We start from the raw sequence: 23,315 nt of genomic DNA, 5'->3' as shown, positions 1-23,315 counted from the left end.
TGGCAGAAATATTCTGCGATTGTCGCATTGGCTAAAGCATCCAATGGTTGCCCGACAAAAAAGACAGGCGAAACCGTCTTCATTTCTCAGCCGCCATCGCTGTCTTCGGCTCCCGGCACATCCAGCGCCAACACTTCTCGCCGATATTCTGGAATTTTCAAAAGCTCGCTATGCAGGAGATCGCACGGCACGCCGTCCCGCGCCATGATCGACATGATCTCGCTGAACAGCATCAATTTTCGGCTGGGCAAGTCTGCCTGCTTCCAGTCGGAATAGACGGCACCGGCTGTCATAGGATGCGGGCCGAGATCGTTGTACGGATCCCCCAACCGTCGCACTTCGAAGGTTGGCTGACAGCCATCAGCACCGGGCGTCCAGCAGAACACTGCCGCGGCGAGTTCGATATCAGCCATTTGTGTAGCTCCAAACAGTTGTCACAACCCGTCCCTAACGCGCGCGAAGCGATTGCGCGACCTCCCATAAAAGAAGGGGGAATTTCATCTACGTATCACGTGTAAGGGACAGGTTGTGACAGGTGCCACTCATTCGGCCGCCTCCCGGCAGATTTCGGCGATCATCTCCCGAACCTTCTCCCGCCGCGCCTTCTCCTTCTTCGCTCGCTCGGCGAACACTGTGTGAACTTGAGGCAGCACCATCCATCGGTTCGCCGACTGGTTCCGCTCGAGTGGCTTGCGATATAGCCAGCCGAACCCTTCGAGACGCTCCAGGATCACCTCGGCCGCACGCGCATCCTTGCACCGTCGCATCATCGACGAGCCCCGGCCGAAGTTGCGGAACGTCATTTCCTTCTCTTCCGGATGGGCGAGGATGAAGCCAGCCACCTCCGTCAGAAGTTCGTGGTCGTCGGAAAGGCCAACGATCTCGCGATAGAAGGCGATCGCATGCGGCAAGAGGAAACTGTGCAGCAGCGCCGCGACGCGCTGTGCGGTACCGCCGGTGACAACGCGCGGTAGGCTTTCCTCGCCTGCATTGTCGATGCAGTGGAAGGCGACGCAGAGGCGGCCGAAGAGACCGTCGTACTTGCCGATCGCAGAGGCCAGCTTGCGGTTGACGATCTCAAGCCCGGACATGTCCATGTGCCAGCCCTCGAGATCCAGGCGAATGGCTTGCGCATCGTCGTCGAGAACGAGTTCGGTCGTCAGGTCGCCGAGGTTGCCGCCGCCGCCACGAAGCGGAGGCTGCATCTCGTGCAGGCGACGGGCTAGCCAAGCGTATTCCCGCGCGACGTCCGGCATCGGCTCGTCCTTCCCGAGCGTGGCCGGCCGCAGCACCACGGGTATCATCCGCTGCAGCAAACCGTCATCCTGCGTGTCGCCAGCGATCCGGCGCATGACATCCGGCTGCACGCCGCCGAGGAGGCAGACGGACAGATTCTCGATCTCGACCTGGCCCCTGCCGACGCGGGCAACCGAATAGCTCCCGCCGTTGTACGCCTGCAGCCAGTAGCCGCGATCAGCCGACGCACCTTTCGCGCCGGAATAGGGCTCCATTGACCCGAAGAAGCGTGTCAGCTCATCCTGGAAGCACAGCACGCCGTCGGGACTGTCGGCGATGATTTCCTGCGATTTCTCGACCGTGACGTCCTCGATCCGCAGCCGGCGGTTCGGCGGCCGCACGGCCGGCTCGCCCGCCTTCTTCATTTCCTCGTACCGCGCCATGGCCAGGCGATGTTCGCGGGCGAGTTCGGCGTCGAGCGCGAAGAGCGGCTTGACCGCGGCGCCGATCGCCGGGCTTTTCTTCGTGGACGGCAGGCCAACGAGCGCCACCCATAGGCGCGCGCACTCGGTATAGTCGTCATGCCGCTTCATGCGGAGCTTGATGCGATCCGAGATCAGCGCCGAGCAGACGGAAAGTGCGGCTATGGCGAGCCCGGCTGGATCGCAACCCATCATTTCGCCGCGGACCGTAGCGAAGCGCTCGATGACGTCGGGCAGCACTCCGGCAGGCAGCGCCGGCGGATCCACCCGCGCCCAAAGATCGACCGGTTCGATCTTTTCGGTCGCGGTTGCTCCGAACCCGCTCAAGCCGGTAGGCGGCGCCGGAGACAGGAACTCCGCGCGAACGTTCTTCCGCCCGACGCGATCGAAATGGACCTGCACACTGCCGGCATCGACGCGGTCGATCATACCCGCGCCGAACGTCCGGTGATAGACCGTGTTAGCGGGCCTCAGCCAATCGACGGCTGTCATGCATTGCGTCCCTCTTCCTCGAGGAACAGCCCGCACCAATCGTCGCGATCGACGATCGGAAAGATCCGGTAGCGTTCGATCCGGTCGTAGACCTTCTCCATCTGCGGGCCACCGACCCGGCATTCGCCGGGCTGATGGTTGACGTAGGTCATGTTGGAGTTCGTCACCTCCGGGTGGAAGAATGCGCAACGGCAGCATGCGGGAGCCGGCATCACTCGGCCCTCCCGTGCTCGAGGGTAACCTTCAGGACGACGAGGCGGGCTTCCGCTTGCGTGAGGCCAAAACGACGACAGAGTTCGGGTAGGATCGGGCTCGGTCGCTCTCGCGGCGGCAAGCTCGCGAACCACGATGCAGCAAGGTCGCTGGGAAGTGGGTGCCGGCGTCGGCCCATGGCTTCACCGGCGGTCATTGCGACAGCTCCGGCCGATGGTCGACGGCATAGAGGCGATCGTGACGACGGACGACCATTGCAATGCGACCGGCGTGCTCGACCGAAGGGATTGATCCGACGAACGCGCCGCCGTATGTCTTGCCTTCGAAGCCGCCGCATATGGTTTCAGCATCCCCGCCATCCGATTTCGCCGATCGGATGGCGGTTTCGTTTCCGGGCGGTCTCATCAGGCCGCCCTCGGACGTCGCGGATTGGGCTTTCGCTCGTGCGCCTCGATCCAGGCGCGAACGCTAGCGATACGGAACAAAGTACGGCCGCCGAGGGTCGTGCAGGGGATGCCATCGGCTCTCGACTGCCAGCGGTGGATGGTCCGCACGGTCACGCGGAGCTCCTTCGCCAGCTCGTCCAACGTTAGGTATTCGGAAAGAAGAGAACTCACATTGTTGCTCCACCGAAAGTCAGGTGGTGACAAAATGCGAAATTTTAGGAAGGAAATTGAGCTCTTTGTTTCGCAATATTTGACCGGTCAGAATTCATAGAACTTTGACCGGCTTTCGATCACTGTTCTTCGCGAGCAAGGCGGGAATGCTCGTCAAGCGCTTCATTGTAGTATCGGCACGCTCTGCCAATCGTCGAAGGCGACGAGCCCATTTCGAAAGCTACACGGTCGATAGCTTTCTCATACGTCATCCCTTCTGATCGGAGGCGTTCAACCGCCTCGCCCCTCTCCATCCAAAGCGCTGGGGGCGATGGTTTCGGACCACGCTTGCCCTTGCGCGGTGGTTCGAGAAGGTCGGCAACCAAGCGAAGAAAATCGCGTGAGGAATAACCGTTTCGAAGGTGCTGCTGTGCGGCCGCCACAGCGTCTTCTCGACGGCGCGAGCTGAGAAGACGACGGATTTCCGTAACTTCCGGACCGGTATCGATATCTATGACCGGCATCACCCGGCTTCCTTCAACGAGACGACATAGGCCGCGCCTGTCGGAAACACGATCGCCCCTGCGCGCTCGGTCGCCGCACGTAACGGATCGTCGAACAGATGCGCGTAACGCGCCGTCGTGGTCGGCTGCGTGTGACCGAGCAGCGCGCCAATGACTGGCAGCGATAAACCGGCGCTGGCCAATACGCTGGCGTAGGTGTGGCGCAGATCGTGGATCCGCGCCGACGGCGAGACGATGGTCCGAGTTTTCCCATCCTCGCCCTTCCCTTTCGTGATCGTCACGATTCCGGCGGCAACGCAGAGCGCTCGCCACGTGCTCTTGATCTCGACGCGATGGCCGCCGACGCGTCCGGGGAAGACGAACTCGTCGTCAGCCTCGCGGACGCTATGAATCCGCGCCAGGAGCTGCCGAGCCGGCGCCGAGAGCGGCACGTGATGGTCGGCCTTCTGTTTCGTTGCGGCCGCGGGCTTCGTCCACACGCCGGCGGAGAGATCGAATTGGTTCCAGCACGCCGCCATGACCTCCCCGCGTCGTGCGCCGGTCAGGAGCAGCAACCGAATGATGTCGGCGCCTTGCGCATCCGGGCACTCATCCAGCGCTCTCGCAAGGTTCGCGAGCTCGGTGCCGGTCAGGTAGCGCTTACGCTTCTGTTCCTGATTCCGTTCGATACCAACAGCGGGATTGCTCGTGATCCAGCTCCAGCGGATCGCCAAGCTGAACATCTTCGACAGGACGGCCAGCGCCCGGTTCGCGCGATATGGCACGCCGCGCTTCGTGATCTTGCGGTGCATCTCCTCGACGTCCGAGAAGCTGATGGAAGTCGCCTTGCGATGCCGGAATGCCGGGCGGATCTCGTTCTTGATGAGGGACTCGTATTCGACCCGCGTGCTGGCTCGCTTCTTCGGCAAGTGTTCCTCGATGAACCGATCGCAGATGTCGTCCACCGTCTTCGCCGTGCGATCCGCTTCGATGCCGGCCATCGGATCCTCGCCGACGTCGATCCGCCGTTTGAGCTCTTTCGCCTCCTCGCGCGCCGCGGCAACCTTCCAATCGGGATGAGAACCGATCGTGACGCGGCGCTCGCGACCGGATCGCGTCCGGTAGTTCAGGACAAAGGCACGGGCGCCTGCTGCAGTCACCCGACAACCGAAGCCCTTCACGTCCGCGTCGTAGACGATCCGATTGCCCTTGTCCGGCAGAGGCAGCGCCTTCACCACGGTGTCCGTCAGTCGTTGCGCCATGTCCGTTGTGTCCGCATCGTGTCCGTCGCTCTACGGCTCTAGATATGCGCCGGTCGTCACGGCTTGTCACTAGTTGTCAGCTAGAAAGTCGATGCGGAACAGCGCCTTGTGCGGAAGAGCGTCACTCGATAAACGAAAACAGGCGCTTAGCGCGCCTGTCTAATTCTGACTTTTAATCTGTAGGTCCTGGGTTCGAGTCCCAGCGCGCTCACCAGCGGTCGGCGACAGAAAACCGACGTCACCGACCTATCCCGCCGCGGCGAGAGCTAGACGACGCCGGTGCCGCCGTTCGCGCCGAAGACGCTGCCGTCCGTGAAACTGAGTTCGCCGGAGGCGAGGAGCACGTAGAGCGGGGCGAGTTCCGCCGGTTGGCCGGCGCGGCCGAGCGGCGTATCCTGCCCGAACTCGCCCATCTTGCCGGGCAACTGCCCGCCGGCCACCTGCAACGGCGTCCAGACCGGCCCGGGCGCAACCGCGTTGACGCGGATGCCCTGCTTGGCGAGCTGCTTGGCGAGGGCCTTGGTGAAGATCGCGATGCCGCCCTTCGTCGTCGCGTAGTCCAGGAGTTCCTTTTCCGGGCTGAATGAGTTCACGGATGCCGTGTTGATGATCGCCGAGCCGGGCTTCATGAACGGGATCGCGGTCTTGGTGATCCAGAACATCGCGTAGAGATTGGTCTTCAGCGTCCGGTCGAACTGCTCGAAGCTGACCTCCGCGATCGAGTCCTTCGACTGCTGGTAGGCGGCGTTGTTGACGAGGATGTCGAGCCCGCCGAGCTCGCTGTTGGCGCGGCCGACGAGATCGACGCAGAACGCCTGGTCGGTGAGGTCGCCGGGGATCAGCACCGCCTTCCGGCCCGCGTCGCGGATCAGCGCGGCGACGTCCTGCGCATCCGGCTCCTCGCTCGGGTGGTAGTTGATCGCGACGTCCGCGCCTTCGCGCGCAAAGGCGATGACGGCGGCGCGGCCGATGCCGGAGTCGCCGCCGGTCACCAGCGCCTTGCGCCCGGCAAGACGGGCGGAGCCGCGGTAGCTCTTCTCGCCGCAGTCCGGCACCGGCTTCATGTCGCGCTGGAGCGCCGGCCAGGGCTGCTTCTGCTCGGCGAAGGGTTCGCTCGGATACTTGGTCTGCGGGTCGACCGGCGTGCCGGACTCGCCACCCGCCTGCGCCGCCGCCGGCGCGGACGCCGCGACCGCTCCGGTGATGGCGGCGTATTTCAGGAGATCGCGGCGGTTCGTTCCGGTGGTCATCTGGCTTCCTTCCATTCGGCCGTTCGCAGAAGACCCGGCACCGGTCTCGACCGATGCCGGGCGAACCCGCCGTTTACTTCGTGCCGAACGCGGCCTTGAGGTTCTTCACCGCCACGTCCTCGGCCTGCTTGGCCTTGCCGACTACCTTGCCCATGCCGAAGAACTCGTGCGTGACGCCGTCGTAGTTCTGGTAGTCGACCTGCACACCGGCCTGCTGCAGCTTGTCCGCCAACGCCTTGCCTTCCGACTGCAGCGGGTCGATCGACGCCGTGATGACCGTCGCCGGCGCGAGACCCTTCACGTCCGCCTTGCCGACGATGTCGAGGCGCGGGTCCTGCATGTCCGCCGGCGAACTGGTGGCGTTCTGATAGAACCACTGCATCATCGGCTTGTTCAGTGGCTGCACGCCACTCAAATCCGCCGCCTTGTACGAATCGGTGTCGAGATTCGTGCCCGCCATCGGGTAGACGATCACTTCGTAGACCGGCTTCGGCAGGTTCTGGTCGCGCGCCGCGATGGCGACGTTGGTGGCGAGGTTGCCGCCGGCGCTTTCGCCGACGAGCGCGATCTTGCTCGGGTCGCCGCCGATGCTCTGCGCATTCTGCGCCACCCACTTGTAGGCGGCGATCGCGTCGTCGTGCGCCGCCGGGAACTTGTGCTCCGGCGCCTTCGAATACTCGACGGAGACGACAACGGCGTTCACTTCTTTCGCCAGCATCGCGGCACTCGCAGCATAGGTCGAGTTGTTGGCGATCACGAAGCCGCCGCCGTGAAAGTAGACGATGACCGGTAGCGCCCCGCCGCCGGCATTCGCCGGCTGGAACACGGTGGCGACGATCTTCTCCTTGCCGCCGTCGACGAGGATGTTCTTCGACATCACCGCCGGGTCGGGCAGCGTGCTCTTGCCCTGCTCACGCAGCACCTGCATCGCGCCGTCCGCCGCCGTCGGCTGCTGGCGCGCCTCGGGGGCCTCAAGGTCCGGGATCGACTTCGGATCCAGCGACGCGAGGGCGTCGAGGACATGCTTCATGTCGGCATCGGCATTCGCCAGCGGGTTGCCGGTCACCGAGCGGACGGCGTTCTGCACCTTGTCCGTCGTGGTTTCCTGCAAATTGTTCTTCTGCGCTTCCTGCGCCATTGCCGCGGAAGAAAGAAGAGCGGCCGCAAGCGCCGCCGGCAGCATGAGTTTACGCGCGTTCATCGGTAAGGCCTCGAAATTCGAATTGGGACGGGGGGTGCGGCGGCAGACCGCTCACATCGCGTCGATCATCATCTTATGCTGCTTCACCACCGGCAGCGCGTCGTCGACCCAGTCGCCGAGATCGTCGTTCTGGCCGTTCTGGTCGTAGTCGGAGAGCAGCGACACCGTCTCGTCGTGGGAAGCGATCTGATCGGCGATGTAGACCTTATCGAAGTCGCGACCGTTGAACGTCTTGAGGTTGTCGACCTTCGCTTGGTGCGGCTGGTCGAGCTTCATCTCCGCCTTGCCCTTGGCATCGCCGGCCGCATTCTGCAGTTTCTGCAGCGCGTTCTGGTGGTCGTCGATCATCTGTTGAGCGAACTGCTTCAGCTTCGGGTCGCTCGCGCGCTCCAGCGCCAGCTTCGACTCCTCGATCTCGAAGGTGTTGCCGACGGCGGCTTTCATCAGGAATTCGTCGTCGTTGACGGAAGGGGTCTGGGCGACGGCGGCGGACCCGAGCGTCATGAAGAACGCTGCGGCGGTCAAAGTCAGTTTCGACAAAGGTCTTCTCCGTTTGTCACAGGAGAAGCGCTGGTCGTCAGGCAGGTTCCTGACGGCTATATTAGCCAACCACAAGTATCGCGACTAACAATTCGGGTGACATGGTTGCACGCCGCTGAAAATTCTAAACGATCAACAGAATTGGAAAACCAGCAAGGCAGCGCGACTTCAGGATTATGGGGAGGATTCAGCGACAAGCGCGGAACTACCGGCGTCCGGATAGCTGAAGTTCAAATCGCCCATCGTGCCGAAGGTCAGCGCAAAGATGAAGGCGATGGCCGCGGCGGCGCTGGCATAGGCGACCACGTCGGCACCGACTAAGCCCTTTTCCCGCCACGTCTTTCGCATGCTTCGCGTTCCCGTCCCATCCGAGCCGATAAGTAGGCATGGCGCGGAAAGGTTGCCGGCGTGCCACCACGCCGGGTGGCGTTCTCGAAGGGTGGCGAAGGCGCGATCACGCGAATGTGTGCGCAACCGGCCACTACCGACCGTGATCCGCAAGGGAATGTTCATCGAATCTGAGAACGCCATGGAGGACGCGGGATGTTTCGACTGATGCAGGCGGCGGCGCTCGCCGCCGGACTTCTTCTCGCGAACGCGGCGGCCTCCACCGCCGACGACGCCGGCGACGTGCGCGACACGATCGCCGCGCAACTTCGCGCCTTCAAGGCGGGTGACGGCGACACGGCCTATTCCTACGCGGCCCCGAACATCAGGGCGATGTTCCCGACGTCCTCCGGCTTCATGGCGATGGTGCGCGGCGGCTACGCGGTGGTCGCCGACTCGAACAACGTCACCTTCGGTCCGCTGACCCCGATCGGTTCGGAGGGCTTCCGGCAGGACGTCAACATGACGGATGGCAAGGGCCAGAGCTACATCGCGAGCTACACGCTGATGCGGCAGGCCGACGGCTCGATGAAGATCACCGGCTGCAGCATCCGCAAGGGCGACGACGTTTCCGCCTGATCAGAGCGCGGCGATGTCGCCCCGCCGCCATTCGTCTCGGATCGACGCGGCGCGGTCCTCGAAGGCACTCCGCTCGATCGCATCGCGCAGCGACGCCATCAGCGACTGATAATAGGCGAGGTTGTTCCAGGTCAGCAGCATCGCGCCCAGCGCTTCGTCGGAGCGCACCAGATGGTGGAGGTAGGCGCGGCTGTAGTCGCGGGCCGCCGGGCATGGCGACTCCTCGTCCAGCGGGCGATGGTCGTCGGCATGGCGCGCGTTGCGCAAGTTCACCTTGCCGCGCCGCGTGAAGGCGAGCCCATGCCGGCCGGCGCGCGTCGGCATCACGCAGTCGAACATGTCGATGCCCCGCCGCACCGATTCCACGATGTCGTCAGGCGTGCCGACGCCCATCAGGTAGCGCGGCTTGTCGGTCGGCATCGCCGGCAGCGTCTCGTCGAGGATGCCGAGCATCACCGCCTGCGGCTCGCCGACCGCGAGCCCGCCGACCGCATAGCCCTTGAGATCGAGCTCGGCGAGACCCGCTGCCGAGCGCAGCCGCAGCGCCACGTCGTCGCCGCCCTGCACGATGCCGAACATCGCCTTACCGGGCTGCTCGCCGAAGGCGATGCGGCAGCGCTCCGCCCAGCGCAGCGACATCTCCATCGCCCGCTCGATCTCGGCCCGATCCGCCGGCAGGCGGATGCATTCGTCGAGCTGCATCTGGATATCGCTGTCGAGCAGTCCCTGGATCTCGATCGACCGCTCGGGTGTGAGCGAATGCATCGAGCCGTCGACATGCGACTTGAACACGACGCCGGTCTCGTCGAGCTTGCGGAGCCCCGCCAGCGACATGACCTGGAACCCGCCGGAATCGGTGAGGATCGGATGCGGCCAGCGGGCGAAGTCGTGCAGGCCGCCGAGCCGCGCCACGCGCTCCGCCCCCGGCCGGAGCATCAGGTGGTAGACATTGCCGAGGATGATGTCGGCGCCGAGTTCGCGAACCTGATCCGGATACATCGCCTTCACCGAGCCGGCGGTACCGACCGGCATGAAGGCGGGCGTGCGGACCGTGCCGCGCGGCATCGTGATCTCGCCGCGCCGCGCCCGGCCCTCCGTGGCGAGGAGGCGGAACGAGAAGCGCTCGCTCATGCGTCCACCCGGTCCAAGAGGCAGGCATCCCCGTAGGAATAGAAGCGGTAACCCGCCTCGATGGCATGGGCATAAGCGGCGCGCATGGTCGGCAATCCGCTGAAGGCGGACACGAGCATGAAGAGCGTCGAGCGCGGGAGGTGGAAATTGGTCAGGAGGCGGTCCACTGCGCGAAAGCCATAGCCTGGCGTGATGAAGATATCCGTCGGCGCGTCGAACGGGCGGATCGTGCCGTCCGCGTCCGCCGCGCTTTCGAGAAGGCGCAGCGAGGTCGTTCCGACTGCGACCAGGCGGCGTCCCTCGCGCCGCGCCGCGTTCAGGCGGTCGGCGGTTTCGACATCGATGCGGCCGTTCTCGGAATGCATCCGGTGCGCTTCGCTCGTGTCGGCCTTCACCGGCAGGAAGGTGCCGGCGCCGACATGCAGCGTCAGGTACTCGCGGGCGACGCCGCGCCGGTCCAGCGCGGCGAGAAGTTCCGGCGTGAAGTGCAGGCCGGCGGTCGGCGCGGCGACCGCGCCGTCCTCGCGCGCGTGGATCGTCTGATAATCGGCGGAATCCTGCGCATCGACCGCACGCTTCGAGGCGATGTACGGCGGCAGCGGCACGATGCCGACCGCCCGGATCGCCTCGTCCAGCGCAGGTCCTTCGAGGTCGAAGACAAAGGTCGCCTCACCCCCCTCGCCCAAGGCCGCGACGCTAGCGCCGATCGAGGCGCCGCCGCTGCCGAACGCCACCTGATCGCCGTCCTTCAGCTTGCGTGCGCCGCGCACGAAGGCCTGCCACGTCCGCGGATCGACGCGTCGGTGTAGCGTCGCGCCGAGACGCGGTTCGGCCTCGCCGCGCCCCGTGCGCCGGCCTTCGAGCTGGGCCGGGATGACCCGCGTATCGTTGAAGACCAGCACGTCGCCGGGCGACAGCAGCGACGGAAGGTCGGCGATCGTGCGGTCCGCGAACCGCCCTTCGCCGTCGACGGCGAGCAGCCGAGCGCTCTCACGCGGCACCGCGGGCCGGAGCGCGATGAGACGCTCCGGCAGGTCGAAATCGAACGCGTCGACGCGCATCAGGCGTCGGCGGCGACCTTCATCGACACGATCTTGTCAGGATCGCGCACCGGCTCGCCGCGCTTGATCTTATCGACGTTCTCCATGCCTTCGATCACCTTGCCCCAGACCGTGTACTGGCGGTTCAGGAACGGCGCTTCCTCGAAGCAGATGAAGAACTGCGAATTGGCCGAATCGGGGCTCGCCGCGCGCGCCATGGAGGCGGTGCCGCGCACGTGCGGCTCGGCATTGAACTCGGCCTTGAGGTTCGGATACTGCGAGCCGCCGGTGCCGGTGCCGTTCGGGCAGCCGGTCTGCGCCATGAAGCCGTCGATCACCCGGTGGAAGACGATGCCGTCGTAGAAACCTTCGCGCGCGAGCTTCTTGATGTGCTCGACATGCTTCGGCGCGAGGTCGGGGCGCATGGCGATGACCACCGTGCCCTTCGTGGTCTCGATGACCAGCGTGTCTTCGGGATTGTCGTAGGCCATGCCGGCCTCCTCTCGTGAATCGTAAACGAACGGCGGAACCCGTCGCCGGACTCCGCCGCAGCCGTGCCGCAGATGGAGGAGCGCCGGCTCGTAAGCAAGCCCGACGCCCCGAAATGCGCGATTATTGGATCTTCACCGACACCATCTTGTCGGGATCGGCGACCGAGCCGTTGTCGTCGGCCGAGCCCTTCTTGATCTTGTCCACCACGTCCATGCCCTTCGTCACCTGCCCGACAACCGTGTACTGGCCGTTCAGGAAGCTGCCGTCGGCGAACATGATGAAGAACTGCGAGTTGGCCGAGTTCGGGTCCTGCGACCGGGCCATCCCGACCGTGCCGCGCTTGAACGGCTCCTTCGAGAACTCGGCCTTGATGTCCGGCATGTCGGAGCCGCCGGTGCCGACGCTGTCGGCGGAATAGCCGCCGCCCGACTTGCCGTACTGCACGTCGCCGGTCTGCGCCATGAAGCCGTCGATCACCCGGTGGAAGACGACGCCGTCGTAGGATCCCTTCTTCGCGATGGCCTCGATCTGCTTGACGTGGTTCGGCGCGAGGTCCGGGCGGAGCTGGATGTCGATCTCGCCGTCCTTGGTCTGGATGACCATCATGTCCTTCGCGCTGGCGATCGACGCCGCGCCGGCCAGCGCACCGAGGGAAACGGCCGCGCCGAGCGCCAGCCTCGTCATCACGTTCATCGAGATCCTAACCCTTCAAGAGCGCTTCGCCCGCAGCGCTTCGGCGACGGCCGGCGGTACGAACGGGGCGACGTCGCCGCCCATCGCGGCGATCTGTCGAACCAATGTGGCCGTTATGGGCCGGAAGGCGGGGCTCGCCGCGAGGAACACGGTCTCCACCTCCGGCGCCATCGCACCATTCATCCCGGCCATCTGCATCTCGTAGTCGAGGTCGGTGCCGTCCCGGACGCCGCGCACGAGGGCGACCGCCCCAAGCCGGCGCGCCGCATCCACCACCAGTCCGTCGAACGGCTCGACCGCCAGCCGCTCCGCCCAGCCTTCCGCCTCGCCGACGGCGCGGACGAGCGCCCGGCGCTCCTCGAACGAAAACAGCGGCGACTTGCCGTGATGCACTCCGATGCCGACCACGACGCGGTCGAACAGCCGCAGCGCTTTCCTCAGGATATCGAGATGGCCGAGCGTCGCCGGGTCGAACGAACCGGGATAGAGCGCGGTGCGCGTGGCCATGTCGGAGCGGTCCCAGTTGGCATTCAACAAGTCTTCAGCATGCTTGCGAACCGGCGGTCAACGCTTGCCGAATTATGGTCGTTCAAGCCGATGACGTGCCGCTACGACATGCGACGTTCCGACATGCATATCGATTCTAAGCGCGGGAACAAACGCTTAGGTCCGGCATTCTTCACACGTCTTTCGGAGACGCCTGATGCTGCTTTTCGTGCTTTCCCTCGCAATGGTCGCCGGCCTCTGCAGTGCGACCGCAATCGCGCTTCACAACGAGGCCGAGCATTCGCGGGTGAAGGCGCTGGCGCGCCGACGCGGCCCGCTGAACTGACGGACCGCGACAACCCGCTCGGCGGTCTCTTTCCTTATTCGGTCGGCTCGTCGCCCTCGTCGGCGATGTCGACCACCGTCTCCAGTTCGTCCGAACCCTGGTCGGGAATGCGTTCGACGGAGACGACCCGCTCGCCTTCGGCGGTGCGGAATATGGTGACGCCCTTCGTCGCGCGCCCTTTCAACCCGATCCCCTCCACCGGTACGCGGATCGTCTGGCCACGGTCCGAGATCATCAGCAACTGATCTCCCGACTCCACCGGGAAGCCGGCGACGAGGCGGCCGATATTGCCGATATGCGAGAGATCGGTCGCCCGGATGCCCTTGCCGCCGCGCCCGCTGGTGCGGAATTCGTAGGACGACGAGCGCTTGCCGAAACCGAATTCGCTGAGCGTCAGAATGAACTCCTCGGCCGCGCTGAGATAGGCGTAGCGCTCCTGGTCGATCGCGACCTCCTCGATGCCCTCCTCGTCCGCCGCAACGGCTTCGGTCTCGGCGCCCGCCTCGCCTTCCACGGCACGGCGCATCTTCAGGTAGGACGTGCGTTCGGCCGGCGTCGCCTCGACATGGCGAAGGATCGCCATCGAGATCACGTGCTCGCCGTCGCCGAGCGAGATGCCGCGCACGCCGACTGAGTTGCGACCGGCGAACAGCCGCACGTCCGTGACCGGGAAGCGGATGCAAAGGCCGGACGAGGCCGTCAGCAGCACGTCGTTCTCCTCCGAGCAGACGGCGACGGCCAAAATCTCGTCGCCGGCCTCGTCCAGCTTCATCGCGATCTTGCCGTTGCGGTTCACCTGGATGAAGTCGGCCAGCTTGTTCCGGCGCACGGTGCCGCGCGTCGTGGCGAACATCACGTTCAGCTCTTCCACCGACCGCTCGTCGTTCGGCAGCGGCAGGATCGAGGTGATGCGCTCGCCCTTCTCCAGCGGCAGCATGTTGACCAGCGCCTTGCCGCGCGACTGCGGGTTGCCGAGCGGCAGCCGCCAGACCTTTTCCTTGTACACGATGCCGCGCGAGGAAAAGAACAGGATCGGCGTGTGGGTGTTCGCGACGAAGACGCGCGTCACCGAATCCTCGTCGCCCTTCAGCGTCATGCCGGAGCGACCCTTGCCGCCGCGCCGCTGCGCCCGGTAGGTGCCGAGCGGGACGCGCTTGATGTAGCCGCCGTGGCTGACGGTGACGACCATGTCCTCACGCGGGATCAGGTCCTCGTCCTCGAGGTCGGCCGCGCCTTCCAAGAGTTCGGTGCGGCGCGGGTTGGCGTATTCCGCCTTGATGGCGAGCAGCTCGTCCTTGACGATCTCCCGCACCCGGACGCGCGAGCCGAGGATCGCGAGGTACTCGCGGATCTCCTCGCCGATCTTGTTCAGTTCGTCGCCGATCTCGTCGCGCCCGAGCGCGGTCAGGCGCTGGAGGCGAAGATCGAGGATGGCGCGGGCCTGCGCCTCGGACAGGCGGTAGGTACCGTCCTCCGCGATGCGGTGGCGCGGATCGTCGATCAGCCGGATCAGCGGCTCCACGTCCTTCGCATCCCAGTCGCGCGACATCATGCGGTCGCGCGCCGTCTGCGGGTCCGGCGCCTCGCGGATCAGCTTGATGATCTCGTCGATGTTCGCGACGGCGATGGCAAGGCCGACCAAGACATGCGCCCGCTCGCGCGCCTTCCGCAACAGGAAGCGCGTGCGGCGGTTCACCACCTCCTCGCGGAAGGCGATGAAGGCGGCGAGCATGTCGAGCAGCGTCATCTGCTCCGGCTTGCCACCGTTCAACGCCACCATGTTCGCGCCGAACGAGGTCTGCAGCGGCGTGAAGCGGTAGAGCTGGTTCAGGACGACGTCGCTCGACGCCTCGCGCTTCAGTTCGATCACGACCCGGTAGCCGTCGCGGTCGCTCTCGTCGCGGATGTCCGAGACGCCCTCGATGCGCTTGTCGCGCACGAGGTCCGCCATCTTCTCGATCATCGTCGCCTTGTTCACCTGGTAGGGAACCTCGGTGACGATGATCGCCTCGCGATCACCGCGCAGCGGCTCGACGTGAACCTTGCCGCGCATCAGGATCGAGCCGCGCCCCGTCGCATAGGCGTCGCGGATGCCGGCGCGGCCGAGCACGAGCGCGCCGGTCGGGAAGTCCGGCCCCGGCACGAACTCCATCATCTCTTCCAGCGAGATCGCCGGGTTGTCGATCATGGAGATGCAGCCGTCCACGACCTCGCCGAGATTGTGCGGCGGCACGTTGGTGGCCATGCCGACGGCAATGCCGCCGGAGCCGTTGACGAGAAGGTTCGGGAACCGCGCCGGCAGGACGACGGGCTCCATCTCGCGCCCGTCGTAGTTCTCCTGGAAGTTGACGGTCTCCTTGTCGATGTCCTCCAGCAGCGCGTCGGACACCCGCTGCAGGCGCGATTCGGTGTAGCGCATCGCCGCCGGCGGATCGCCGTCGATCGAGCCGAAATTGCCCTGCCCGTTGATCAGCGGCGCGCGCAGCGACCAGTCCTGCGCCATGCGCACCAGCGCGTCGTAGATCGAGGAGTCGCCGTGCGGGTGGTACTTGCCCATCACCTCGCCGACGACGCCGGCGGACTTGCGGAACGCCCGCGTCGAAGTCAGCCCCATCTCGTGCATGGCGAAGAGCACGCGCCGGTGCACCGGCTTCAGCCCGTCGCGCACGTCCGGCAGGGCGCGGCTGACGATGACGCTCATCGCGTAATCGAGGTAGGACCGCCGCATCTCCTCGACGATGGAAATGCTTTCGATGCCGCGCGGGCGCTCGGGCGAAAGGTCGTCGGTGCTGTCGGACAAGATTCCGGATCCGGATAGAAATCAGGCGCGCTTATAGCAAGCCGGGCGGCGCCAAAGCAAACCGGCGGCCTCGGATCGAGACCCCGGCCGGGCCGGTCCGCCCACAAAGTCCAAGCGCAGACATCAGATGGGCATTCCACCCATCGGAATCAATGCGATAACGTATTCCGTCACGCCGCGGATCGCGATGCGAAAGCGCCGCGATCCGCCGAAATGACTAGCCTATGTGCCGTCCGTCAGAACGGGATTTCGTCGTCCATGTCGCCGCCGCGCGAACCGCCCCCACCGCCACCGCCGCGGTCGGAGCCCGACCCGCCGCCGCCCCGCCGCGAGCCGCCGCGATCCTCGTCGCCGTTGCGCGAGCCGCCGCCAGCATAGCTACCGCCGCCGCTCCGCTCGTAGTCGCCGCCACCGCCGCCTTCGCCGCGGCCGCCGAGCATCTGCAATTCACCGCGGAAGCGCTGGAGCACGACTTCGGTCGTGTACTTCTTCTGCCCCGACTGGTCTTCCCAGGAGCGGGTCTGCAACTGCCCCTCGATGTAGACCGTCGCGCCCTTCTTCAGATACTGCTCCGCCACCTTCACGAGATTCTCGTTGAAGATCACCACGTTGTGCCATTCGGTACGATCCTTGCGCTCGCCCGAGGACTTGTCCCGCCAGGTTTCCGTCGTGGCGATCCGCAAATTCACTACAGCGTCGCCCGAGTTCAGCCGGCGGACTTCTGGGTCCGCTCCAAGATTGCCGACGAGGATCACCTTATTCACGCTTCCGGCCATGACCGTCTTCTCCTATCCTGCGCTACCACCGGCGAACCCGGCCCATCCTGCGCACCATATCGCATCGACCGGTCCACCGCGCGGTCCGCCCGCCATTTCCACAGCGCCGGCCACAGGTTTCGAATCGACAATATGTTCTTACTATGTTCTTATAGATAGCGCCAGATCGACGTTCGGGAATGTGCTCGACATCGGTGGGGCGATCTTTATCTAGAGCGCGGTTGCCGACGCCTTCCCGATGGGCGCCCGCCCGACTTCGAACAGCGAACGCGGCTAGCGATGTCCGATCAGAAGTTCATTTCCATTCGCGGCGCCCGCGAGCACAACCTGAAAAACGTCGACCTCGACATCCCGCGCGACAAGCTGATCGTGATGACGGGCCTGTCGGGCTCGGGCAAGTCGTCGCTCGCGTTCGATACGATCTACGCCGAGGGGCAGCGCCGCTACGTCGAGTCGCTCTCGGCCTATGCGCGGCAGTTCCTGGAGATGATGCAGAAGCCGGACGTCGACCAGATCGACGGCCTGTCTCCGGCAATCTCGATCGAGCAGAAGACGACCTCGAAGAACCCGCGCTCGACCGTCGGCACCGTCACCGAGATCTACGACTATCTACGCCTGCTCTTCGCGCGCGCCGGCATCCCCTATTCGCCGGCCACTGGCCTGCCGATCGAGAGCCAGACGGTCAGCCAGATGGTGGATCGCGTCCTCGCGCAGCCGGAGGGCACGCGGTTCTACCTGCTGGCCCCGATCGTCCGCGGCCGCAAGGGCGAGTTCAAGAAGGAGCTGCAGGAGCTCCAGAAGAAGGGCTTCCAGCGCGTCCGGGTGAACGGCGAGTTCCACGACATCGCCGACACGCCGAGCCTCGACAAGAAGTTCAAGCACGACATCGAGGTCGTGGTGGACCGCGTCGTGGTGCGCGAGGACATGAAGACGCGACTGGCGGATTCGCTCGAAACCGCGCTCCGCCTCGCCGACGGCATCGCGGTCGCGGAATTCGCCGACGGCACCGAGGAGAACGGCAAGCCGCGCCAACTCCTGTTCTCGGAAAAGTTCGCCTGCCCCGTCTCCGGCTTCACGATCTCCGAGATCGAGCCTCGCCTGTTCTCGTTCAACAACCCGTTCGGCGCCTGCCCCACCTGCGACGGGCTGGGCTCGCAGCAGTCGATCGATCCGGCGCTGATCGTGCCGGAGCCGAACCGCACGCTGAAGAGCGGCGCGATCGCGCCCTGGGCGCGCTCGACCTCGCCCTATTACGGCCAGACGCTCGACGCGCTCGGTCGAGACTACGGCTTCAAGCAGACCGACAAGTGGTCCGCACTGTCGGAGGACGCGAGGAAGGCGATCCTGTACGGCACCGGCAAGCGCAAGATCGAGTTCCAGTACTCGGACGGCCTGCGCTCCTACAAGACGACGAAGACCTTCGAGGGCATCGTGCCGAACCTCGAACGGCGCTGGAAGGAGACCGATTCCGCTTGGTCGCGCGAGGAGATCGAGCGCTACATGTCGGCGACCCCCTGCCCGGCCTGCGCCGGATACCGGCTGAAGCCGGAGGCGCTGGCGGTGAAGGTGGCGGGCCGCCATGTCGGCGAGGTCACGGCGCTGTCGATCCGCGCCGCAAAGGAATGGTTCGAGGCGCTGCCGGCCCTCCTTACCGACAAGCAGAACGAGATCGCCGTCCGCGTCCTGAAGGAGATCCGCGAGCGGCTGCGCTTCCTCGATGACGTCGGGCTCGAATACCTGACGCTGTCGCGCTCGTCCGGCACCCTATCCGGCGGCGAGTCGCAGCGCATCCGTCTCGCCTCGCAGATCGGCTCGGGCCTCACCGGCGTACTCTACGTGCTGGACGAACCTTCGATCGGCCTGCACCAGCGTGACAACGCCCGGCTGCTGACGACCCTCAAACACCTTCGCGACATCGGCAACACGGTGATCGTCGTCGAGCATGACGAGGACGCGGTGCTGACCGCCGACCACGTCGTCGACATCGGCCCGGCCGCCGGCATCCACGGCGGCCAGGTGATCGCGGTCGGCACGCCCGACGAGATCAAGGCCAACCCGGCCTCGCTGACCGGCCAATACCTCTCCGGCATCCTCGGCGTGCCGGTGCCGGCCGTCCGGCGGCGGGCGGCGAAGGGCAAGCGGCTGCGCGTCGTCGGGGCGCGCGGCAACAATCTGCGCAACGTCTCCGCCGATATCCCGCTCGGCGTCTTCACCGCCGTCACCGGCGTATCGGGCGGCGGCAAGTCCACCTTCCTGATCGAGACGCTGTTCAAGGCGGCGGCGCGGCACCTCAACAATTCGCGCGAGCATTCGGCCCCGCACGACCGGATCGAAGGGCTGGAGCACATCGACAAGGTCATCGACATCGACCAGTCGCCGATCGGCCGCACGCCGCGCTCGAACCCTGCCACCTATACCGGCGCCTTCACGCCGATCCGCGACTGGTTCGCCGGCCTGCCGGAAGCCAAGGCGCGCGGCTACGGGCCTGGCCGCTTCTCCTTCAACGTGAAGGGCGGGCGCTGCGAGGCCTGCCAGGGCGACGGCGTCATCAAGATCGAGATGCACTTCCTGCCCGATGTCTACGTTACCTGCGACATCTGCCACGGCCACCGCTACAACCGCGAAACGCTAGAAGTGACCTACAAGGAGAAGTCGATCGCCGACGTGCTCGACATGACTGTGGAGGAAGGCGTCGACTTCTTCGCCGCCGTTCCCGCCGTCCGAGATAAGCTGGTGACGCTGAACGAGGTCGGCCTCGGCTACATCAAGGTCGGCCAGCAGGCGACGACGCTCAGCGGCGGCGAGGCGCAGCGCGTCAAGCTGGCGAAGGAACTCTCGCGCCGCGCCACCGGCAAGACCCTCTACATCCTCGACGAGCCGACGACCGGCCTCCACTTCCACGACGTCGCGAAGCTGCTCGAAGTGCTGCAATCCTTGGTCGACCAAGGCAACACGGTGGTCGTCATCGAGCACAATCTCGAAGTCATCAAGACGGCGGACTGGATCGTCGACATCGGGCCGGAAGGCGGCGACGGCGGCGGCGAGATCGTCGCCTCCGGCACGCCCGAGGAGATCGTACGCGTCGACCGGTCGTGGACGGGCCGGTTCCTGAAGGAGTTGCTGGAGCGTCGGACCGTCGAGAAGCAGGAAGCAGCGGAGTAGCGGCGCCTACCAAATCGTCAGGACGCCGAAGTGCGCGAAGACCGGATCCCGGGTGATGAGGTGGAATTCCTCGCTCAACGCTTGAGCCGCAAGCAGGCGATCGAAGGGATCACGGTGCTCGGCGTGGAACAGAGCGGCCATACGCGCCTGATGGGAGGCGATCGGAACGCTCGTGATCGATTGGGACACGAGAATGTCGTCGAATTCTCGGGTCAGCTCGGCGACCTCCGGCCACTTCCCGAGCCTGTGCTTGGCGGCGATTTCGTATGCCGAAACGGCGCTAACGAAGAGTCGGTTGTCGCCTGAGTTGATCGCTTTTCGAGCCGGCACGGACAGCAGTTCGGGCTTGTATAGCCACCACACGAGCACGTGCGTATCGAGCAACAACTTTATTTATCGAAATCGTTCGAGTATTTTCCTTCCCAGGCTTGAAGTTCATCCTCGTCCATCGGCGTCAGGAACAGATCGTCCGGCAGATCGCGAAGCCGATGCGCAAGTGCGCCTGCGCGACGAACGACCTCATCCGTTCGCTCCGTCACAATCAGCCGCACCGCCGGCAGGTCGCCGCGTTCAATCACGATCTCCTCGCCCGCTTCCGCGCGGATGAGGAGTTCGCCCAATTCGGCTTGCGCTTTCTGAAGACTGACCGTCGCCATGCCTCGAACTTAGCTCATCGCCGTCGGCGCGCAACCGCCGGCTGGCTTCACCGCTCGCGCACGTTCGGCAGGAACACCGTCAGAAGGCCGAGGATCGGCAGGAACGAGCAGAGCCAGTAGACGAACTCGATGCCCTTGATGTCAGCGAGTTCGCCGAGGCCGGCCGCCGCGATGCCGCCGATGCCGAAGGCGAAGCCGAAGAACAGGCCGGCGATCATGCCGACGCGGCCGGGTACCAGTTCCTGCGCGAAAACGACGATCGCGGAGAAGGCCGAGGACAGGATGAGGCCGATCAGGATCGTCAGCACGATCGTCCAGGGTAGGTTGGCGTAGGGCAGCGCCAGCGTGAACGGCAGCACGCCGAGGATCGAGAACCAGATCACCGTCTTCCGCCCGACCCGGTCGCCGATGGGGCCGCCCGCGAAGGTGCCGACCGCGACCGCGCCGAGGAACACGAACAGCAGGATCTGCGAGACCTGCACCGACACGTCGAAGCGCTTGATGACGTAGAAGGTGTAGTAGCTCGAGATGCTGGCCATATAGGTGTACTTGCTGAACACGAGCAGCGCGAGCACGCCGATCGTCATCGCGATCTTGCGGTTCGAGTAGCCCGCCTCGTTCGGCAGCGCGGCCTTCTTCGCGATCCGTGCGCTTTGCGCCCCGTACCAGGCGGCGACCCTCCACAGGATCGCCATCGCGGTCAGCGCGAAGACCGAGACGAAGGTGATGCTCCGCTGGCCGAACGGCACCACGACGAAGGCCGCGAGCAGCGGACCGATGGCACTGCCGAAATTGCCGCCGACCTGGAAGACCGCCTGCGCCGTGCCATGCCGGCCACCGGACGCGAGCCGGGCAACGCGCGACGATTCTGGGTGGAAGATCGCCGAACCGATGCCGATCATGCCGGCCGAAACGAGGAGCAGCGCGTAGAAGCCGGAAAAGGCCAAGAGCACGAGGCCGGCGAAGGTGAACGCCATGCCGAGCGGCAAGAGCACGGTCAGCGCCCGCTTGTCGCCATAGGCGCCGATCGCCGGCTGCAGCAGGGATGCCGTCGCCTGGAACACGAAGGTCAGCATGCCGACCTGGCCGAAATCCAGGTGGAAGTTCTCGGCGAACAGCGGATAGAGCGCCGTCAGCATCGACTGCATCAGGTCGTTCAGCAGGTGGCACAGGCTGAGCGCGAAGACGACCGAGAAGGCGGCGGCCTCGGCGCGGCGCGTGTCCTGGCCGGCGGCGACATTCATGCTCATGGGAAAGCCTTGCGGAGAGCGGGCGCCGCGCCACGAAATCTACGGCGTCTCGAACAGCCCCGCCATGACTCCTGGGATGAGGCTTGGCAAGTCCTCAGCGATCAAACCGGGGCCGAAACCCTCGGCCGCGCGCCCGTGCAGCCAGACCGCCGCGCAGGCCGCATCGAAGGCCGGCAGCTTCTGCGACAGGAGGCCGGCGATCATGCCCGCCAGCACGTCGCCGCTGCCGGCCGTCGCGAGATAGGGCGTGCCGGTGGCGTTGATCGCGGCCCGGCCGTCCGGCGCGGCGACCACCGTGTCGGACCCCTTGTCGACGACGACCGCGCCGGATCGCTCGGCCGCGGCGCGGGCCTTGTCCAGCTTCGAGCCGTCGCCGTCCGCGATATCCCGGAACAGTCGCGCGAACTCGCCGGCATGCGGTGTGAGCACCGCCGAGCCGCCGCTCGAACGGACGGCGGCGAACAGGCTCCCGACGTCGTCCTTGAACGACGAGATGGCGTCGGCGTCGATCACGACGTGGCGTCCCGCCGCGAGCAGCGAGAGGACGAAGACGCGAGCCTTTTCGCCGATGCCGAAACCCGGGCCGATCACGAAGGCGTTGAGGCGCGTGTCCTGCAGGTGCTCCTCGAGTTCCGCCTGATCCTCGCAGCGCTGCAGCATCACGGCCGTGAGATGCGCGGCGTTCACCAGCAGCGCCGAAGCCGGCGAGAAGACGGTGACGAGGCCCGCACCGATGCGCAGCGCCGCCGTCGCCGACATGCGGCCCGCCCCGGTCCTGGTCGCCCCGCCGGAAAAGACCACCGCGTGGCCGCGATCGTATTTGTGACCCGCATGCGCCGGCGCGGCGAAGGCCTCCCGCCACAAGGACGGCTCGTTCGCGAACGCCGTCGGCCGGATCGTATCGAGCACCGATGGCGAAATCCCGATATCCGCGACGATCGTCTCGCCGCAGAGCGAGCGGCCCGGCTCCAGGAGGTGACCCGGCTTGCGACGGAAGAACGTGACGGTCAGCGCCGCCTTCGCCGCGACGCCCAATACTGCGCCCGAGGTCCCGGAAACACCGCTCGGCAGATCGATCGCGACAATCGGCCTGCCGCTGGCATTCGCCTTCTCGATTGCGCCACGCGCCACGCCGTCGATCTCCCTCGCAAGACCGGCGCCGAACAGGCCGTCGATCACCAGATCGACGGACGACGGATCAAAGGCTTCGAGCGGCTCCACCGGGCGACCGAACGCCTTCGTTGCCAGCGCTGCGTCGCCCCTGAGCGCCTCTTGCTCGCCGAGAAGGTGCAGCCGCACGGCGATTCCGCTCTGCCCGAGGATGCGACCTACGACGAACGCGTCGCCGCCGTTGTTGCCGGGGCCAGCCAGCAGCGCGACCGAACGCACGCCGGGAAAGCGCTCGCGCACCGCATCCGCGACGGCGATCCCCGCCTGCTCCATCAGCACGATGCCCGGCAGGCCCGCGTCGATGGTGAGCCGGTCTGCCGCTTGCATCTCGGCGGGCGTCAGGAGCGCGGCAAGGTTTTCGAGATCGCTCATTCTTTCATCACGTTGCTGGTTTTGCGGTCACATCGATTTGCGTCGGCGACAGCGCGCTTCGCGTCGTCGGCTCGACGCGACGGATTGCCAAGACGAATCCCTTCCGCATATGCGATGAAGCGCGCGACCGTCGACATCGCATTCGCGGAATCGTCGTCGGGCTGGCATATCTCCTGCATCGCTCGCCTCGGCGGGCAGAT

Annotated in this window: 26 protein-coding genes; 3 read left to right on the top strand and 23 right to left on the bottom strand. The window is 65.6% G+C overall.

Annotation, left to right across the window (positions count from 1 at the left end):
- Positions 1-86 precede the first annotated feature (86 nt).
- The 11 genes from F6X38_RS20615 to F6X38_RS23540 form a co-directional block, all read right to left on the bottom strand.
- Positions 87-413, bottom strand: a complete 327-nt coding sequence (locus F6X38_RS20615) for a hypothetical protein (RefSeq protein WP_150973092.1) — start codon at positions 411-413, stop codon at positions 87-89.
- 129 nt (positions 414-542) lie between these two features.
- A complete protein-coding gene (locus F6X38_RS20610; RefSeq protein WP_161992860.1) occupies positions 543-2,210 on the bottom strand; it encodes a DUF3987 domain-containing protein in 1,668 nt (555 codons plus the stop codon).
- Positions 2,207-2,422, bottom strand: a complete 216-nt coding sequence (locus tag F6X38_RS23545) for a hypothetical protein (protein WP_161992859.1) — start codon at positions 2,420-2,422, stop codon at positions 2,207-2,209. The genes F6X38_RS20610 and F6X38_RS23545 overlap by 4 nt, the downstream gene beginning before the upstream one ends.
- 193 nt (positions 2,423-2,615) lie before the next feature.
- Positions 2,616-2,828 (bottom strand): hypothetical protein, encoded by a 213-nt coding sequence (locus tag F6X38_RS20600; protein WP_150973088.1) that lies wholly within the window; start codon positions 2,826-2,828, stop codon positions 2,616-2,618.
- Positions 2,828-3,040 carry a helix-turn-helix domain-containing protein gene (locus F6X38_RS24330; protein ID WP_161992858.1) on the bottom strand — a complete coding sequence of 71 codons (213 nt, stop codon included), beginning with the start codon at positions 3,038-3,040 and terminating at the stop codon, positions 2,828-2,830. Before F6X38_RS24330 ends, F6X38_RS20600 begins: the two co-directional genes overlap by 1 nt.
- 119 nt (positions 3,041-3,159) lie before the next feature.
- Entirely contained in the window at positions 3,160-3,543 is a 384-nt protein-coding gene (locus F6X38_RS20590; RefSeq protein WP_150973086.1) for a hypothetical protein, read from the bottom strand.
- Positions 3,543-4,784 (bottom strand): tyrosine-type recombinase/integrase, encoded by a 1,242-nt coding sequence (locus tag F6X38_RS20585; protein WP_150973084.1) that lies wholly within the window; start codon positions 4,782-4,784, stop codon positions 3,543-3,545. The genes F6X38_RS20590 and F6X38_RS20585 overlap by 1 nt, the downstream gene beginning before the upstream one ends.
- A gap of 266 nt (positions 4,785-5,050) precedes the next feature.
- Positions 5,051-6,034: an SDR family oxidoreductase gene (locus tag F6X38_RS20580; protein ID WP_150973082.1), complete on the bottom strand. Its 984-nt coding sequence runs from the start codon at positions 6,032-6,034 to the stop codon at positions 5,051-5,053.
- 73 nt (positions 6,035-6,107) lie between these two features.
- Positions 6,108-7,235 (bottom strand): alpha/beta hydrolase, encoded by a 1,128-nt coding sequence (locus F6X38_RS20575; protein ID WP_202618041.1) that lies wholly within the window; start codon positions 7,233-7,235, stop codon positions 6,108-6,110.
- 51 nt (positions 7,236-7,286) lie between these two features.
- Positions 7,287-7,775 (bottom strand): DUF4142 domain-containing protein, encoded by a 489-nt coding sequence (locus tag F6X38_RS20570; protein WP_150973080.1) that lies wholly within the window; start codon positions 7,773-7,775, stop codon positions 7,287-7,289.
- Between the two features lie 174 nt (positions 7,776-7,949).
- Positions 7,950-8,123, bottom strand: a complete 174-nt coding sequence (locus F6X38_RS23540) for a hypothetical protein (protein WP_161992857.1) — start codon at positions 8,121-8,123, stop codon at positions 7,950-7,952.
- 195 nt (positions 8,124-8,318) lie between these two features.
- On the opposite strand from F6X38_RS23540, the gene F6X38_RS20565 reads away from it, so the two are divergent.
- Entirely contained in the window at positions 8,319-8,741 is a 423-nt protein-coding gene (locus F6X38_RS20565; protein ID WP_150973078.1) for a DUF4864 domain-containing protein, read from the top strand.
- Here the strand turns inward: F6X38_RS20565 and tgt are convergent, their stop codons facing one another.
- From tgt to coaD, 5 genes are all read right to left on the bottom strand, one after another.
- Positions 8,742-9,872 (bottom strand): tRNA guanosine(34) transglycosylase Tgt, encoded by a 1,131-nt coding sequence (tgt, locus tag F6X38_RS20560; protein ID WP_150973076.1) that lies wholly within the window; start codon positions 9,870-9,872, stop codon positions 8,742-8,744.
- A complete protein-coding gene (queA, locus tag F6X38_RS20555; protein ID WP_150973075.1) occupies positions 9,869-10,933 on the bottom strand; it encodes a tRNA preQ1(34) S-adenosylmethionine ribosyltransferase-isomerase QueA in 1,065 nt (354 codons plus the stop codon). Before queA ends, tgt begins: the two co-directional genes overlap by 4 nt.
- Entirely contained in the window at positions 10,933-11,403 is a 471-nt protein-coding gene (locus F6X38_RS20550; protein WP_150973073.1) for a peptidylprolyl isomerase, read from the bottom strand. Before F6X38_RS20550 ends, queA begins: the two co-directional genes overlap by 1 nt.
- Before the next feature lie 121 nt (positions 11,404-11,524).
- Positions 11,525-12,088, bottom strand: coding sequence for a peptidylprolyl isomerase (locus tag F6X38_RS20545; RefSeq protein ID WP_425482899.1), 564 nt, complete (start codon positions 12,086-12,088; stop codon positions 11,525-11,527).
- Positions 12,089-12,112: 24 nt separating this feature from the next.
- Positions 12,113-12,604: a pantetheine-phosphate adenylyltransferase gene (coaD, locus tag F6X38_RS20540; protein ID WP_150973069.1), complete on the bottom strand. Its 492-nt coding sequence runs from the start codon at positions 12,602-12,604 to the stop codon at positions 12,113-12,115.
- Positions 12,605-12,800: 196 nt separating this feature from the next.
- Between coaD and F6X38_RS24175 the strand changes: the two genes are divergently transcribed.
- The gene (locus F6X38_RS24175; RefSeq protein WP_281353089.1) at positions 12,801-12,929 is read left to right on the top strand and encodes a hypothetical protein; all 129 of its coding nucleotides are present in this window, start codon (positions 12,801-12,803) and stop codon (positions 12,927-12,929) included.
- Positions 12,930-12,963: 34 nt separating this feature from the next.
- Here F6X38_RS24175 and gyrA read toward each other — a convergent pair whose 3' ends face one another.
- Positions 12,964-15,657, bottom strand: a complete 2,694-nt coding sequence (gene gyrA, locus F6X38_RS20535) for a DNA gyrase subunit A (RefSeq protein WP_246191464.1) — start codon at positions 15,655-15,657, stop codon at positions 12,964-12,966.
- A 308-nt stretch (positions 15,658-15,965) separates the two neighbouring features.
- The gene (gene ssb / locus F6X38_RS20530; RefSeq protein ID WP_150973065.1) at positions 15,966-16,505 is read right to left on the bottom strand and encodes a single-stranded DNA-binding protein; all 540 of its coding nucleotides are present in this window, start codon (positions 16,503-16,505) and stop codon (positions 15,966-15,968) included.
- Positions 16,506-16,784: 279 nt separating this feature from the next.
- Here ssb and uvrA point away from each other — a divergent pair, with 279 nt between their 5' ends.
- Positions 16,785-19,667 (top strand): excinuclease ABC subunit UvrA, encoded by a 2,883-nt coding sequence (gene uvrA / locus F6X38_RS20525; RefSeq protein WP_150973063.1) that lies wholly within the window; start codon positions 16,785-16,787, stop codon positions 19,665-19,667.
- 6 nt (positions 19,668-19,673) lie between these two features.
- Here uvrA and F6X38_RS20520 read toward each other — a convergent pair whose 3' ends face one another.
- From F6X38_RS20520 to F6X38_RS20500, 5 genes are read right to left on the bottom strand one after another with little or no spacing between them, the layout of a single operon-like run.
- Complete coding sequence (locus F6X38_RS20520; RefSeq protein WP_161992856.1) at positions 19,674-20,054, bottom strand: type II toxin-antitoxin system VapC family toxin; 381 nt, start codon at positions 20,052-20,054, stop codon at positions 19,674-19,676.
- 2 nt (positions 20,055-20,056) lie between these two features.
- Positions 20,057-20,323, bottom strand: coding sequence for a type II toxin-antitoxin system Phd/YefM family antitoxin (locus F6X38_RS20515; RefSeq protein ID WP_150973059.1), 267 nt, complete (start codon positions 20,321-20,323; stop codon positions 20,057-20,059).
- Positions 20,324-20,370: 47 nt separating this feature from the next.
- Positions 20,371-21,573: an MFS transporter gene (locus F6X38_RS20510; RefSeq protein ID WP_246191462.1), complete on the bottom strand. Its 1,203-nt coding sequence runs from the start codon at positions 21,571-21,573 to the stop codon at positions 20,371-20,373.
- 39 nt (positions 21,574-21,612) lie between these two features.
- Positions 21,613-23,115 carry an NAD(P)H-hydrate dehydratase gene (locus F6X38_RS20505; protein ID WP_150973057.1) on the bottom strand — a complete coding sequence of 501 codons (1,503 nt, stop codon included), beginning with the start codon at positions 23,113-23,115 and terminating at the stop codon, positions 21,613-21,615.
- Positions 23,112-23,294, bottom strand: coding sequence for a hypothetical protein (locus tag F6X38_RS20500; protein WP_150973055.1), 183 nt, complete (start codon positions 23,292-23,294; stop codon positions 23,112-23,114). The genes F6X38_RS20505 and F6X38_RS20500 overlap by 4 nt, the downstream gene beginning before the upstream one ends.
- Positions 23,295-23,315: the final 21 nt, after the last annotated feature.

This window comes from Plantimonas leprariae (genome assembly GCF_008802405.1).
Taxonomy (GTDB): Bacteria; Pseudomonadota; Alphaproteobacteria; order Rhizobiales; family Rhizobiaceae; genus Plantimonas; species Plantimonas leprariae.
Note: the sequence above shows the minus strand (reverse complement) of the source record. Positions and strands in the feature narration are given on the sequence as shown.

What these genes read in the sequence shown, in the direction of transcription:
- F6X38_RS20615 (WP_150973092.1), bottom strand. Translation starts at nt 413, where the DNA reads ATGGCTGATATCGAACTCGCCGCGGCAGTGTTCTGCTGGACGCCCGGT.
- F6X38_RS20610 (WP_161992860.1), bottom strand. Translation starts at nt 2,210, where the DNA reads ATGACAGCCGTCGATTGGCTGAGGCCCGCTAACACGGTCTATCACCGG.
- F6X38_RS23545 (WP_161992859.1), bottom strand. Translation starts at nt 2,422, where the DNA reads ATGCCGGCTCCCGCATGCTGCCGTTGCGCATTCTTCCACCCGGAGGTG.
- F6X38_RS20600 (WP_150973088.1), bottom strand. Translation starts at nt 2,828, where the DNA reads ATGAGACCGCCCGGAAACGAAACCGCCATCCGATCGGCGAAATCGGAT.
- F6X38_RS20590 (WP_150973086.1), bottom strand. Translation starts at nt 3,543, where the DNA reads ATGCCGGTCATAGATATCGATACCGGTCCGGAAGTTACGGAAATCCGT.
- F6X38_RS20585 (WP_150973084.1), bottom strand. Translation starts at nt 4,784, where the DNA reads ATGGCGCAACGACTGACGGACACCGTGGTGAAGGCGCTGCCTCTGCCG.
- F6X38_RS20580 (WP_150973082.1), bottom strand. Translation starts at nt 6,034, where the DNA reads ATGACCACCGGAACGAACCGCCGCGATCTCCTGAAATACGCCGCCATC.
- F6X38_RS20575 (WP_202618041.1), bottom strand. Translation starts at nt 7,235, where the DNA reads ATGAACGCGCGTAAACTCATGCTGCCGGCGGCGCTTGCGGCCGCTCTT.
- F6X38_RS23540 (WP_161992857.1), bottom strand. Translation starts at nt 8,123, where the DNA reads ATGCGAAAGACGTGGCGGGAAAAGGGCTTAGTCGGTGCCGACGTGGTC.
- F6X38_RS20565 (WP_150973078.1), top strand. Translation starts at nt 8,319, where the DNA reads ATGTTTCGACTGATGCAGGCGGCGGCGCTCGCCGCCGGACTTCTTCTC.
- tgt (WP_150973076.1), bottom strand. Translation starts at nt 9,872, where the DNA reads ATGAGCGAGCGCTTCTCGTTCCGCCTCCTCGCCACGGAGGGCCGGGCG.
- queA (WP_150973075.1), bottom strand. Translation starts at nt 10,933, where the DNA reads ATGCGCGTCGACGCGTTCGATTTCGACCTGCCGGAGCGTCTCATCGCG.
- F6X38_RS20550 (WP_150973073.1), bottom strand. Translation starts at nt 11,403, where the DNA reads ATGGCCTACGACAATCCCGAAGACACGCTGGTCATCGAGACCACGAAG.
- F6X38_RS20545 (WP_425482899.1), bottom strand. Translation starts at nt 12,088, where the DNA reads ATGACGAGGCTGGCGCTCGGCGCGGCCGTTTCCCTCGGTGCGCTGGCC.
- coaD (WP_150973069.1), bottom strand. Translation starts at nt 12,604, where the DNA reads ATGGCCACGCGCACCGCGCTCTATCCCGGTTCGTTCGACCCGGCGACG.
- F6X38_RS24175 (WP_281353089.1), top strand. Translation starts at nt 12,801, where the DNA reads ATGCTGCTTTTCGTGCTTTCCCTCGCAATGGTCGCCGGCCTCTGCAGT.
- gyrA (WP_246191464.1), bottom strand. Translation starts at nt 15,657, where the DNA reads ATGCGGCGGTCCTACCTCGATTACGCGATGAGCGTCATCGTCAGCCGC.
- ssb (WP_150973065.1), bottom strand. Translation starts at nt 16,505, where the DNA reads ATGGCCGGAAGCGTGAATAAGGTGATCCTCGTCGGCAATCTTGGAGCG.
- uvrA (WP_150973063.1), top strand. Translation starts at nt 16,785, where the DNA reads ATGTCCGATCAGAAGTTCATTTCCATTCGCGGCGCCCGCGAGCACAAC.
- F6X38_RS20515 (WP_150973059.1), bottom strand. Translation starts at nt 20,323, where the DNA reads ATGGCGACGGTCAGTCTTCAGAAAGCGCAAGCCGAATTGGGCGAACTC.
- F6X38_RS20510 (WP_246191462.1), bottom strand. Translation starts at nt 21,573, where the DNA reads ATGAGCATGAATGTCGCCGCCGGCCAGGACACGCGCCGCGCCGAGGCC.
- F6X38_RS20505 (WP_150973057.1), bottom strand. Translation starts at nt 23,115, where the DNA reads ATGAGCGATCTCGAAAACCTTGCCGCGCTCCTGACGCCCGCCGAGATG.
- F6X38_RS20500 (WP_150973055.1), bottom strand. Translation starts at nt 23,294, where the DNA reads ATGCAGGAGATATGCCAGCCCGACGACGATTCCGCGAATGCGATGTCG.